Source organism: Flintibacter hominis, assembly GCF_014287965.1.
Taxonomy (GTDB): domain Bacteria; phylum Bacillota; class Clostridia; order Oscillospirales; family Oscillospiraceae; genus Lawsonibacter; species Lawsonibacter aceti.
The window spans coordinates 37,514-49,842 of the sequence record NZ_JACOPO010000006.1; the positions used below are offsets into that span (position 1 = coordinate 37,514).

At 47.1% G+C, this 12,329-nt stretch carries 11 protein-coding genes, 2 tRNA genes and 1 riboswitch; of the genes, 3 read left to right on the top strand and 10 right to left on the bottom strand.

What is annotated here, in order from left to right; all coding sequences use genetic code 11:
* Positions 1 to 36: 36 nt before the first annotated feature.
* A riboswitch (cobalamin riboswitch) is annotated at positions 37 to 253 on the bottom strand.
* Positions 254 to 324: 71 nt separating this feature from the next.
* From H8S11_RS09830 to H8S11_RS09840, 3 genes are all read right to left on the bottom strand, one after another.
* Positions 325 to 1,743, bottom strand: coding sequence for a phospholipase D family protein (locus H8S11_RS09830; RefSeq protein ID WP_186853000.1), 1,419 nt, complete (start codon positions 1,741 to 1,743; stop codon positions 325 to 327).
* Positions 1,744 to 2,503: 760 nt separating this feature from the next.
* The gene (locus tag H8S11_RS14280) at positions 2,504 to 2,758 is read right to left on the bottom strand and encodes an elongation factor P hydroxylase (protein ID WP_186853001.1); all 255 of its coding nucleotides are present in this window, start codon (positions 2,756 to 2,758) and stop codon (positions 2,504 to 2,506) included.
* Positions 2,759 to 2,850: 92 nt separating this feature from the next.
* Complete coding sequence (locus tag H8S11_RS09840; protein WP_186853002.1) at positions 2,851 to 3,276, bottom strand: hypothetical protein; 426 nt, start codon at positions 3,274 to 3,276, stop codon at positions 2,851 to 2,853.
* A gap of 161 nt (positions 3,277 to 3,437) precedes the next feature.
* Between H8S11_RS09840 and H8S11_RS09845 the strand changes: the two genes are divergently transcribed.
* Positions 3,438 to 4,091 (top strand): hypothetical protein, encoded by a 654-nt coding sequence (locus tag H8S11_RS09845; protein WP_147571251.1) that lies wholly within the window; start codon positions 3,438 to 3,440, stop codon positions 4,089 to 4,091.
* 95 nt (positions 4,092 to 4,186) lie between these two features.
* Here the strand turns inward: H8S11_RS09845 and H8S11_RS09850 are convergent, their stop codons facing one another.
* The 3 genes from H8S11_RS09850 to H8S11_RS09860 form a co-directional block, all read right to left on the bottom strand.
* The gene (locus H8S11_RS09850) at positions 4,187 to 4,831 is read right to left on the bottom strand and encodes a TetR/AcrR family transcriptional regulator (RefSeq protein ID WP_186853003.1); all 645 of its coding nucleotides are present in this window, start codon (positions 4,829 to 4,831) and stop codon (positions 4,187 to 4,189) included.
* Positions 4,828 to 6,090, bottom strand: coding sequence for a cation:proton antiporter (locus H8S11_RS09855; RefSeq protein ID WP_186853004.1), 1,263 nt, complete (start codon positions 6,088 to 6,090; stop codon positions 4,828 to 4,830). Before H8S11_RS09855 ends, H8S11_RS09850 begins: the two co-directional genes overlap by 4 nt.
* A 646-nt stretch (positions 6,091 to 6,736) precedes the next feature.
* Positions 6,737 to 6,821 (bottom strand) — tRNA-Leu (locus tag H8S11_RS09860).
* A 261-nt stretch (positions 6,822 to 7,082) separates the two neighbouring features.
* Here H8S11_RS09860 and H8S11_RS09865 point away from each other — a divergent pair.
* Positions 7,083 to 8,279: a cation:proton antiporter gene (locus H8S11_RS09865; protein ID WP_186853005.1), complete on the top strand. Its 1,197-nt coding sequence runs from the start codon at positions 7,083 to 7,085 to the stop codon at positions 8,277 to 8,279.
* Between the two features lie 45 nt (positions 8,280 to 8,324).
* Here the strand turns inward: H8S11_RS09865 and H8S11_RS09870 are convergent, their stop codons facing one another.
* Both H8S11_RS09870 and trmB read right to left on the bottom strand, forming a co-directional pair.
* Complete coding sequence (locus H8S11_RS09870) at positions 8,325 to 9,332, bottom strand: TolB-like translocation protein (RefSeq protein ID WP_186853006.1); 1,008 nt, start codon at positions 9,330 to 9,332, stop codon at positions 8,325 to 8,327.
* A 15-nt stretch (positions 9,333 to 9,347) separates the two neighbouring features.
* Positions 9,348 to 10,064, bottom strand: coding sequence for a tRNA (guanosine(46)-N7)-methyltransferase TrmB (trmB, locus tag H8S11_RS09875; RefSeq protein ID WP_186853007.1), 717 nt, complete (start codon positions 10,062 to 10,064; stop codon positions 9,348 to 9,350).
* A 617-nt stretch (positions 10,065 to 10,681) separates the two neighbouring features.
* Between trmB and H8S11_RS09880 the strand changes: the two genes are divergently transcribed.
* A tRNA-Pro gene (locus H8S11_RS09880) sits at positions 10,682 to 10,757 on the top strand.
* Between the two features lie 109 nt (positions 10,758 to 10,866).
* On the opposite strand, the gene H8S11_RS09885 is transcribed toward H8S11_RS09880, so the two are convergent.
* Positions 10,867 to 11,583 carry a Cthe_2314 family HEPN domain-containing protein gene (locus H8S11_RS09885; protein ID WP_186853008.1) on the bottom strand — a complete coding sequence of 239 codons (717 nt, stop codon included), beginning with the start codon at positions 11,581 to 11,583 and terminating at the stop codon, positions 10,867 to 10,869.
* A gap of 6 nt (positions 11,584 to 11,589) precedes the next feature.
* A complete protein-coding gene (locus H8S11_RS09890; protein ID WP_186853009.1) occupies positions 11,590 to 12,267 on the bottom strand; it encodes a DUF8453 domain-containing protein in 678 nt (225 codons plus the stop codon).
* Between the last annotated feature and the right edge of the window lie 62 nt (positions 12,268 to 12,329).

Here is a 12,329-nt window from a genome sequence, read left to right on the forward strand (position 1 = left end):
CCGACTTTTCCCGCGGTGCATTTGGGCATACCAATGCCCTGTCATATAAACACCATAGGTCTTCCGGCTTGTGGGGTGTGGAGCACCGCTCCGCGCCTGTCGCTCCGCCTTCTCAGGATCGCTCCCAATGACCGGCTCACGCCATGAACGACAGCCTCCCCCGCATACGGCAACGGGTATTGCTCCGGGTTCTCACCGGATTCCCTCATCCCCGCCTCTGCCCAAAGCAGACACGAGGTCATGATGCTTTTTTTGTCATTATAAAATGATGTTCCGTCCTTGTCAATCCGAATTCCGTTCTGCCTCTTTGCCCGGACTATTATTTTACAAAAATCTCCGCAACGGGATAGTAAGTACCCGCAGGACCAGATAGAACGCCTTTTTCCCAAAGCTCAACTCCTTCGGCACATACTTTTCCCCATACTGATACTCTCCGTCCTCTCCCATTGTCTTACTGTACGTCTGATCGTGCTCGGCCTCTTCCCGAATCATCCGGTTCAATTTGGGAGAATCCACCACCAGCATCAGCTCCGTATCCTGATAGGTGCTTCTCATATCCATATTGTACGACCCGACTACGCTGAGTCTATCGTCAATTACCATAGCCTTTGTATGGCAGGAATGTTCCCCCATATACTCATAGACCTGTACGCCCGTATCCCAGATTTTCCGCCGTTGGTTCAGATAGTCGGTACATCCCCAGGGATTTGCGCCACTGGCTACATCGTTTGTAATAATCTGAATCTCTGTGCCCCCCGAGGTCAGCCGCTCCAGATCATGATACATCTCCCGCCCACAAATAATATAAGGGGTATAAACGATCACCTGTTTCCCCTGAGACATCAGCCGGTTGAGAGAATACCACATCCAGGGCTCCTTATTTTCCGCCTGGATCGGATTTGTCAAAAGGCTGATCCGCCCGGTTTCAAATGTACGCTCCCTCCAGTCCACGGGGACAAATAATTCTGGCTCTGCCGCCCTCATAGCCCGCTCCCGGCTGCGTAACGACTCCTCCTCTCGCTGCCGGTCTTCTTCTCCAAGGCGGCCCTGAAACAGTCTGCTGTCCGGAAGCGCCCAAACCGACTCAAAATAGTTCACCAGCTGATACAGCGAGTCCTCTGGATCCTGTCCAGACCGCATCACAAGAAGCTCCCGGTCGATGTTCGGCTTGACAGAGGGCTGCTCTCCCAAAAACAGATCCGTTGTATTTCTGCCGCCCAGAAGGTAGACCTTTCGATCTACGATCAAATATTTATCGTGGAGCCGCGCCTGCAGCTTCCAGGGCTGGAGCAAGTCAATCGGATTATAAATTTTCAGTTCCACGTTTTTGTGGCCGGCCAGCGCCTTGAATACCGGATTCTTCTTCACATCCAAAAAACCGCTGGCGCCGTCCACCAGCACACGGACCTGAACTCCTCTTTCCGCGGCACAGAAAAGGGCCGAGACCATGTCTGTCCCGCTGCTGTCCCCATTGAAATCGAAGGTCGAGAGGATGATCTCCTCCTCCGCGTTTCCAATCAGATTCATCCGGCAGAACAGTGCATCCTTATTGTTGTCAATATAGGCCGCCCGCTCCGGGCCGACGCCTGTCCCATAAAATCGGCGGTCTTCAAAAGCAGCTCGATACTCTGGTGAAACCTCCTTATGCTCTATGTACGGCACCACCACGGCCAGTATATACAGCAGAATCAGCAGAAACGGAAGCGCTTTTAGACAACAACGCAATACGGAGCTTTTCACCATACTAGTTCCTTTCTCCAAGCCACTTTAAGCTACTATCTTTCTCCTGGGATGTAGACAGTACTATATCAACAAACCATATATCCCGCAAGGGGAAAACCTCCGTTTTTACAGAAATGTCATACTTTTTGTCGAAGACGCTCTGTTATTCCGGGAATCCTTGTTAGGCATCCGCCGTCAAAAACTAATAATGTCAGGCTGACCATCAGGAAAGTGCCAAGGGACTCCGTTACCGTAGTAACCATAATTTGAGAGGCCGTTTTTTCGTCTGTTTCCAGATGATCTCTGTACCCATCATCGAGACAAAGATAAAACACTCTTTGATACCTTACCACTGCGTATCCATGGTACCTCTTATCAATAAGCAGAGAGTGTGCGGGGCAATCAAAATTCCAGTAAGCAGCCAGCACCAAAATAGAAGGTAGTCTTTCCTTTATTCAGCATTTTTGTTGAATAACATGGCAACTAGAAATTGTCAATCTATGTCTCCATCTGTTATACGGTCCATTTGGACTCTGTCTGGCCGTACAGAGCCGCACTTACGCTCCATGATTTGAATGCGCCTTCTTCCATCCATTTTTATCCATTTTATTCATAAATAAAGCTTTATTATATACCTCTTTTTTGTCTAATTAAACTTCCAATTATGATACATTTTCGCCGTTTTTCTAAAAAATATTCTTCATTTTTCACACTTTAAATCCGTTTAAAAGAGGTATATCATCTTTATACTCTTTCTTATAGGTGAATATTTATGAACTTCTCAAGCTTTGATTTCACGACCCTGCGGGATATACCAATATCCCACCCCTATTATGACACCCCGCGAATCTCCATCTCCGCAAAAGGGAGCGTTTCTATGAACGGAGCTCTGAAAAAAGCAGTAGGAGAACAGAGAGCGTTTCGGGCGAAACTTAGCCCTGATGGCTGTCTGTTTGCGCTTTATCCCAACGAATCGCCTAATATCCGTTTTTCTCCTAAAGGTGGGCACATCATGCAGCCAGCTCTCGTTGAGCATCTGGAGCAGCTCGGTCTATCACTACCTGTTTTGTATACGTTAGAGTGGAACACCGAGCAGCAAGCCTGGGTTGGCTGCTGTGATGAGTTACCTCAACCCCCATCCATTTCTAAACTAAGTCCTCCTCCAAGAGCCTCTAAAACTAGGAGGAAAGTATGAAGCGTAAAAAAAAGAGTTTTTCTCTCCGTGGATATCGATTCATCGACGGTTTCATCTGGGAGATCTTCGATTTCTTCCATCTCCCTCATCAAAACAAAGATTTGTATCAGTGCGCTTGGGTCGCCTTTCTCTCCGCCTACCAGGAACGACCTCTTTCCTTTTCCCGTACCAATTCCCCTGGATGGATGCGGGCCTATCATATCATCTGGGACGCGCTTGCAAAAGAACAAAAGTGTACCAATATTTGGCGCTATAAATATACCTCTGCAGACCAACCGGCACGGTATGATATCCCTACTCCCCTCATTGAATTGCAGCATTCCCGCCATGGCGACTTCCAAAACAGTGTCTGTTTCCATGACTATTTGGCACACCTAGGTCCTGATACCCGCCTTATGGCCTATGGCCTGATTCATGGGGATACCATAGAGGAAATCCAATCCTATCTCCGCTGGGACTATGACCACACTCATTTTATTTACAATGATCTTCGGGAAAAGATGGAGGAGTATTTGCGTATATGAGTATCAAGGAGACACCTATATCGTCAGATTCAAGGGCAGCTTCAAAGCATAGGACTTATATCACTATATTAGAAACCTATGTAGCTATTTTAGGGACAATTCTCGGTCTTGTATTTACCTGGAGCCAACTTCGCCTTTCTCAAAATGAAGACGATCGATCTCGCCGTGCAGAACCACTTTCTTACACTTTAGAAGCTGTCAACACACATTATCAATATGATATTCAACAAGAGGGAGTCGCCATGTCCATTCCCGCACCCTCCCTCCGCCTTCATGTTACCCATGGCAGCTTGAGTTCTATTACTGCTATTTCTTTTGATGGATCAGCCTTCCATGAGTTGTCTGACCTTCCTATTTTAGATAGATGGGAGGGCTGTACAGTAGATGTTACTATGCCGGCAGAATCTCTGATTGTCAACGGAAATTTAGTATATGACTACTTTTTTCTTTTCCTCCAACCTACAGAGGGAGAAAATCAACTGGATTTGATTTGCAATACTATTTCTTTGGACACTCAAGAGGTACAAACCAGTATATTCCACCCTATCGCTCTAGCCCAGCTTTCATACCTTGCTGATAGTCCACAGAAAGAGCTGCTCCTGGTATATAATGCACTCCTAAACGACTTTAAAGGTTTAGGGCTATTATAATCTTTTTCCATTTTTCATTTGACATCCTAAGGGGCGACAGACCTACTCTGTCGCCCCCCTATCTATATATAAACCGGTTCCCATTTAACCGCGTATCATTGCTCTGTCTTTTGCTCCCTGCTTGGGGCATCCGCCTGCTGAAACACACCAAATAAGATCATATCCAGCAGCTCCTCTGTGGCTTCCAGCATAGCATGGATATCCTCCAAAGTGCGGCCTCGCAGCAGCATATCACTGAAGGTATAGACGATACTCTCCAGATAACGATTTACCTGCTCCTCCTTCAGTTCTGGGCGCCGCCTCATCCCAGACACGACTACTCTCAAAAAACGCCGATTCATCTCCTCCAGCGGTCTATGTAGAATCTGTATTTGTTCTCTAAGCTGTTCCGGTGGACGAAGCATGGCGTTTTCAAAAACGCGCTTGTGCTTGGGCTCCAGTTGAAAAAAGTATTCCCGGATCATAAAATATTTTTTTATCGCGTCAAAATTTTTCTGCCCGGCCAATTTCTCAGCCTCTCGTTCTACATAGGCTCTCAGCGATAAAAATGTATCCTGGACACAGAGCAGAAACAATTCGTCTTTGTTTGCGTAGTAGTGATACATCATCCCCTTGGATATCCCATGTCCAGAGCAAATGCTTTCCATGGTCACCTGACCATAGTCATGGCTCCCAAATTCTTCTCGTGCCGCACGGAGTATTTCCCGCCTACTCCGTTCTTGCCTTTCCTTTTGAGTCATGCTCCAGCTCCCCCTTCCACTGGAGACACCGTTTTCTTCGCTCTGCCCAACTCACCTGCCCACTCAAAGCCTTTTTTGGCCATAAACACCGCGATCAGTTCATTGATAACCGCCGCGGCCGCAATAGTCCCCTGCACAATAGCCGCGCAATCTGGTGCCGGTCCTGCCAACACAGACACTGCGATACCAGTAAACACCAGTGACACTCCAGAGTGCGGCAACAGTGTAAAGCCCAGGTATTTTCTCACCGGTTTGGGGGCATGGGTGACCGAAGCGCCAAAATAGGCGCCGAGATACTTTCCGATGGCACGGGCCACAATATAGACCGCTGTATAAATTCCGGCGCCGAAAATCAAATGGTAGTCCAGAGGTGCGCCCAAACTCAGAATGACCACTATCATGGCAACCCCGATGATAGGATCCATCACCTTCATGATCCCTTTCAGCTTTTCCTCCGAGACCATATTGGCGAAAACAGTGGAAAAAGACATTCCAATCAGCATAAAGTTAATCACCGGGGCTGGCAGCAGGCTGTTTAAGGCAGCCCCTATCCCCACAGAGACCAGGAGCATCAGGATTACGACAGACAACGTGCTGTTCTGAGTGTGGGTCATTCTCAACAGCTCTCCAGTGATAAAGCCGGTAATCATTCCAAGCAGCACTGGGAGGAACACTAAAAAGAGTACCACGGGCACTGGAATCCCCTGGGTGGAAATATGGGCAGACACAAAAGCGATGACTAGAAAGAAAACTAAGGCACCCACCAGATCATCTAGAGCTGCCATAGGAATCAGTGTCCTAGTCACAGGTCCATCCGCCTTCATGTCCCGCACAACAGATAAAGAGGGGGCTGGAGCTGTAGCTAACGCGATCCCGCCGAACACAAACGCCAAATACAGCGGGATATCCACCACCAAAAAAATAACTCCAAATACCAAACTGACCACCAGGAAAGTACCAAGAGATTCAGTCACTGTAGTAATAACAATCTGAGAGCCAGCTTTTCTCATCTTTTTCCAGATGAGCTCTGTGCCGATCATCAGGCCAAAGGTACACTCAAAAACACTCTTTAACATCTCAAACCACCGCGCATCCAGGATACCGTTTCCCAGTAAACCCAGAGCGTAAGGTCCAAGTAACATCCCAGCAATTAACCAGCCCAAAATAGAAGGCAGTTTTCCCTTTGCAATCAGATTTCCAGCTAAAAACGCAATCAATATCGAAACAAGCAGCCTCAATACATCCAGCAGAAGTTCCATTGGCGGTATCCCCTTTTGTTCTTGAGATTTATAGACGGCATCGTCCGCAAGTTTGGATTATAGCATTTATAGACGATATCGTCCATAAAATTTTTGTAAACTTTTGTAACGGGTGAAACTCCATATCTAAGACTTTTTGAAATTTATTGTTTTGACCATCTTATCTATCAATGTGCGTACGCTCTGATTTTTCTCAGGAAAGTTGGAGCAAGCTATATACAGCTTGCCCCGATACGTAAAGGACGGTTAAACTCGAATCTCCATGTACCCAATAAAAGCGCCACGAAGCGGCGATACCAAATCACGCCCCAGCGCAGCGGTTGTAATTTGGAGAGGGGGAGCAACAAAATAAGTGTGCTCCCACGTGCAAAGGATGGGCAAAATCGATATTTAGGACAGAAACGAAAAACAACCGTCCATAGGGCAGCACCAAATCGGAGCCCAGCGACAGCGGGTCTGGTTCGGAAGCGAGGAGCAGCAGAATGCGCGCGGTGAACTTTGGAATAAAATGAAAAAGCCGCCCGCAGGGCGGCCCCAAACCGGAGCCCAACGAAGCGGGTCCGGTTTGGAAAGGAGGAGCAACAAAATGAGTGCGCTCTGACTTTTATAAAAAGTCGGAGCAAACGATATGACGTTTGCTCCGACGTGGTGCGGGCACGGGGACTCGAACCCCGACGGATCGCTCCATGAGAACCTAAATCTCACATGTCTACCAATTCCATCATGCCCGCATATAAGAAACTGATACTATACAATGATACACAACACTCGATAAAATGTCAATGGGTATGCAAGTCAAAATCGATATCCCCTATGGCAAACTTCACATTTTTAATATCAAAAAATGAACGAAATCTGAACGCTTGCTCCCTTGACTTTTTCGAAAGTTAAGCCTATGATTTGTCTGCAAAACAGGTAACGGCCTTACGGCGGTAAAGACGGTCCGTCGGATATGATAGTTGTGGCCCGCCTCTTTGCACAGGAGGTATTTTATGGACTCTTATACAATTTTCAAAGATATCGCCATCATTCTGGTGGCTGGCAAATTTTGCGGCCTGTGCGCGCGAAGGCTGAAAGTCCCCAGTGTGGTAGGTGAGATCGTAGCTGGTCTTTTGGTTGGGCCCTGTGTCTTTGGTCTGGTCCAGCCCTCCGATTTCTTGACCCAAATGGCCGAGATCGGCGTTGTGCTCCTCATGTTCTCGGCCGGTCTGGAGTCTGATACCCAAGAACTTCTGCGCAGCGGCCCCAAGGCCCTTGCTATCGCCACTTCCGGCGTTCTGCTCCCCCTAGTTGCGGGTACGGGCCTTTTCCTGCTGTTTTATGGCGGAGACAACTCAGAGAGAAATCTGTTCTATGAAGCGCTGTTCATTGGCTGTATCCTGACCGCAACCTCTGTCTCTATTACCGTGCAGGCTCTGCGGGAGCTTGGCCATCTAAAAGAGCAGGTCGGCACCACTATCCTGTCAGCCGCTATCATCGACGATGTACTCGGCATTATCGTCTTGACCCTCATCAGCGGCCTGAAAGATCCCGATTCCTCTTTGTTCATGGTAGCCTGGGGAACTTTGATGTTCTTCCTTTTCTCTGCCGTGGTAGGTTATCTAATCTATCAGTTCTTTGATCGAATGGATGCTCGTCACCCACAGACCAGGCGGTTACCCATCCTTGCTCTGTCCTTCTGCTTGGCAATGTCCTATATTGCCGAGGAGTATTTTGGAATTGCCGATATCACCGGCGCCTATGTAGCCGGATTGGTGTTATCCAATCTGCAAGACGCCCCCTATATCGAGCGCAAGATGGACATTAACTCGTATATCATTTTTGGCCCCCTGTTCTTTGCTTCCATCGGCTTAAGTACCGATGTGGGCGAGATGAATCCTAAGCTCCTTCTGTTTACCCTCGCCTTCCTTGTGGTCGGTCTGCTGTCTAAAGTGGTCGGCTGCGGCGGAATGGCCCGTCTATGCCACTTCTCCGGCAGAGACTCCCTCAAGATCGGTGTCGGTATGATGAACCGGGGCGAAGTGGCCTTGATTGTGGCCCAAAAGGGGCTACTGCTGGGCCTTCTCAATTCCATGTTCTTCACCAGTGTTATCATCTTGATTTTGGTGTCTGCTATCATCACCCCCATCTTTTTGAAGATCCTATATAGCCGGGACTCTCGACTAGAACCGACACCTCCGACAGCATAAACGCTCAAAAACGCCGCCTCGTTTTTCCCAGGCGGCGTTTTTATGTCAGAAATCAGGATACCCCACCAGGGGCTTCCAGCCGAAAAATTCCCGCAGCTGGCGGCCATCATATAGATAAGCGCCAGCGCTGTCCGACCAGGTCAAACAGTCTCCGGTCCACACCGGCCCGCTGGAGCTGCTGGATATCTGTGGGCACTCAAAGTGGAATCTAGGCTGGCTCCCATTCACAGCCGAGGACCATATCCCGTGGTGGAAGGGCTCTCTTTCAGAACCAGACCTTAAAGCTGCCTCCCGAGGGCAGCACAGCCTCAGACTAAACCACAGACGCCCCCCGCTGATCCCCAGAAGGTCCATCTCTTCCCACACCTCCTTCTCCCGCTCAAAGGGAGCCAGGATATCCGGGGCGCTTCCCCACCGCAGGATATCTCTGTAACCTCGAAGTATCGTGGTGCATCTGCCGGTTTTTATATCCAGTGCCTTCACCCCACTTGACTTGGTATATACCACGCTTGTTTCATCCAGCCAATGGTAATGAAAGATGGAGCATTTCGTATCCCGAACCTCTCCGGTATCCAGATCATATAGGTGCAGCACCTTGTTTCCGGAGCGGTATTTATAGTAAGACAGGTACCGACCCTCCGGACTGATCCCCAGTCCCATAGGGGCCCCTTTGGCCTGTTGAAAGCGAACCAGCTTCTCCCCCTGCCGCTCCCCCAATCTCCAACGCCAAAAGCTATTCCCGTCGCTAAAATACAGCGTATTCCCCGGTCCCATAATCGAATCCGCGGTAAAGCAGTCCTCTTTTGTAACCTTGATGGGAACCGTGAGTAGCTGTCCTTCCTGCTGGTCATAAAGCCAAAGGCCGTGGGCCTCCTCAGGCACATATCTCAGCCCTTCGGCAGTGGCTCGGGAATTCCCTATGGCCGCATAGCGCTCTCCGCCCACTAAGTGGGCATACACGCCGGGCGCCAGTGGTCCCGGCAGGGGCACATGCGTGATTTTCTCTCCGTCCAAAATCTGAAAGTCGCTTCCCATTAGGCGGTAAAAGCGCATGATACCGCTCTCCTTCTATCCCGTCTCCGCATCCGTCTTTGTCCTGCGGCTCTGGTCAGGTCCTACGATGGGCTTATATTCCGGCTCCGGATTCATCGCTTCCTTCGTTCCTACGCAGCGGTTGATAGGCGTCCCCATTTGATAGAATTTTTCTTCATAATCCGTCATTACCCCGTTGATACCCTGTCCGTGGAGATCACGAGTAACTTCAGATAGTATGAATCCAGCCTTTGGAAATTGGAAAAGGGACCACTCAAACAGATCGTGGTTATCGCTCTTGAAATGAATCTGTCCCCCATCCTTCAGAACACCTCGGTAAAGAATCAAAAAGTGTTCATGGGTCAACCGGCGGCGGGCGTGTTTCAACCCTGGCCATGGATCGCAAAAATTGATATACAGCAGATCCACCTCTCCCGGCGCAAAATAATCCCGGAGCTTGGCTGCGTCACCATCAATAAAAAGAATATTATCCAGTCCCTTTTCCATGCTTCGCTCCATAGCAATGACCATGGCGTCAGGCACCCGCTCTAAAGCGATATATAAGACATCTGGGTTCCGTTGAGCGGTCTCCGCAGAAAACCGCCCCTTTCCACATCCGATCTCTAGCCTAATTTCCTTGGCGTCCGGCTTTAACTGTCTCCAATGTCCCCGGTAGGAGGACGGTTCGCGAATCAAAAAACGGGCACACCGCTCCATTCGGGGAATTAGATTGGGCTTTTTTCTCATTCTCATAGGGATGTCACCTCTCAGGTTTGTTACAAAAATATCTTATCATATTGATAGGAATACTTGCAATCTTTTTCAAAATATACTATACTATATTTTGTTAGCTGATTGTCAGTCTGTGAGCAAACAATATGCCGGTTTGTTGGTATGTATCAAATGTAAAATGAAACATCGAATATCTGGATATAGTGAAGGTAGTATTGCGCTTGATTTGGGAGGATAGACGACCTATCCATTCCTTTGAAAGCGAGATTTCGGAAGTCCTTAGGACAGTAGCTTGCGGCGGAAATCCCTCAGTTGAAAAACTCCCGCAAAATCGGGTTTGACCACAGAGTTGCCCACAGACATGAAAAACTTACTTTTTCTTTCTCCGCATGGTACCATACAGAAAAATGAAATATCCGGGTGTAGCGCAGCTGGTAGCGCGCCTGCTTTGGGAGGATAGATGACTCATCCATTCCCTTGAGAGCGAGATCCCGAAAGCCTTTGGGACAGTAGCTTGCGGCGGAAATTCCCCGGTTGAAAAATTCCCGAAAAATCGTGCTTGACCACAGTACCGCCCACAGACACGAAAAACTTGCTTTTTCCCTCTCCGCATGGTATCATGCAGAAAAACTGAATATCCGGGTGTAGCGCAGTTGGTAGCGCACGTGATTTGGGTTCACGGGGCCGAGCGTTCGAATCGCTCCACTCGGACCAAAAGCCCTCTGGAGTTTTCACTTCAGAGGGCTTCTATTTTGTTTATATGCCTCCCCAAATTGAGTGGAACTGAATATATCCTGTGGAATTTCATTTTGCATTGAAATATTTATATATTGAGCATTTCATAGTCCTGCAAAATATTAGTTATGATTTCGTGAAGGAAATATGAAACTTGAATGTAGTCCTCAATAGTCCGTTTTAATGTATACGCCACAGGCATCCGTAGTTCAAATGAAAAGTTTGAGATAGACGACAAGGTAGGTGTACTTCGATGTATCATCTTATCTCGAAATTCTCTTACATAGCCATGATTACCTTCCCAAGGTTCGGTCTCCGAACTGTCCTCTTGGGTCATATATGCATATACTTCCTTTGCAAACGGATTCGGTCGTTTTCCTTGTTGCGCGTCATGAAATATTTGCGCCGAATATACTTTATCAAACGGTTTATCTATTTTCTCTTTTAAATTGAAAAATTGTGCGAGTAAATCCCACAATACCATAGTACGGAAAATAGCATTTTCTAAATAGTAAATTGCTGTTGATTCTCTCTCAGATGGCGGTGAAATGGGATTCCAATGGTCAAAATCCGCGTCCTCAGCAAACTCAATCGCCATCTGAAAAGAAGTTTTAATTTTCCTATCGAGATCAAGAAGTGTATGGTAAATTGTTGCATAGTCAAAAAAACGTTGAATCTCCGGCTGATCGTGTATAAAGGCACCCACTAAAATTTTCTCGTTCCCATACCAAACAGTAAATGCATTTTCATCATACTGAACAGATTTGACGAGATTCTGAAAAATTTCTGCAGTCTCACTTCGCAAACTAAATCACTCTTTCTCTTCATCCGGGGATTCTATACCAATAGTTTGCTCATCTGATTTTTCTTTCGAATTACTATAATCCCTGGAAATTTGCCACAAAATTTTATTTGTTTCTTTTTGTTGGGTATTTTGAATATCTAATCTTTTTATCAGATCATCCTCTTTACCTGTCACAGAAAAAATCGTCATGTAATTTTTGATGTCTATTTGGAACTTATCTTCATAGTTTTCTCCACCTGGCCCACAATATAATATTGTTCCCGATGCGGATTGCAGTGTGGAGTAATTCCGCATTTTATTTGTTCCAACAAATATTGTATAATTCTGATTTATTCCAATGATACATTCTCTCCCTTCCTGTTCAAGGAGAAGTGTTTGATATACTTTCTCCGGGAGGCTATCAATAAAACTCCGGTCAAATTGAATTTTAACATGATAAGCGGGCTGTTTTCCGTGATTGATAAACTTAATTCCATAAAAAGTGCGCCTGACATAGGTAAGTTCCGTCCCAATAAATGGCCGGTTTTCTTCTTTATATTGGCGGCGCATCTCTTCAACTTGGGCTCGTGTAGCTTTTGCTGAGATAAAGCTACACCAACAGGTTATAAATGTTGCTATGGCTGTTAATAGTGTTAAAATACCACTATTTGTATTTAACCAACAAAAAAAGTCATCAACTGCCATTCTTCCAGTCTCCCTTCAAAGACCTGTTTAAAATGTTCCGTAATAAGGTTTCTGCTCGATGT

Bases quoted from the DNA above. Each gene is read 5' to 3' on its own strand.
- H8S11_RS09830 (WP_186853000.1), bottom strand. From the start codon at position 1,743: ATGGTGAAAAGCTCCGTATTGCGTTGTTGTCTAAAAGCGCTTCCGTTT.
- H8S11_RS14280 (WP_186853001.1), bottom strand. From the start codon at position 2,758: ATGCTCAACGAGAGCTGGCTGCATGATGTGCCCACCTTTAGGAGAAAA.
- H8S11_RS09840 (WP_186853002.1), bottom strand. From the start codon at position 3,276: ATGGAAACAGACACTGTTTTGGAAGTCGCCATGGCGGGAATGCTGCAA.
- H8S11_RS09845 (WP_147571251.1), top strand. From the start codon at position 3,438: ATGAGTATCAAGGAGACACCTATATCGTCAGATTCAAGGGCAGCTTCA.
- H8S11_RS09850 (WP_186853003.1), bottom strand. From the start codon at position 4,831: ATGACTCAAAAGGAAAGGCAAGAACGGAGTAGGCGGGAAATACTCCGT.
- H8S11_RS09855 (WP_186853004.1), bottom strand. From the start codon at position 6,090: ATGGAACTTCTGCTGGATGTATTGAGGCTGCTTGTTTCGATATTGATT.
- H8S11_RS09865 (WP_186853005.1), top strand. From the start codon at position 7,083: ATGGACTCTTATACAATTTTCAAAGATATCGCCATCATTCTGGTGGCT.
- H8S11_RS09870 (WP_186853006.1), bottom strand. From the start codon at position 9,332: ATGCGCTTTTACCGCCTAATGGGAAGCGACTTTCAGATTTTGGACGGA.
- trmB (WP_186853007.1), bottom strand. From the start codon at position 10,064: ATGAGAATGAGAAAAAAGCCCAATCTAATTCCCCGAATGGAGCGGTGT.
- H8S11_RS09890 (WP_186853009.1), bottom strand. From the start codon at position 12,267: ATGGCAGTTGATGACTTTTTTTGTTGGTTAAATACAAATAGTGGTATT.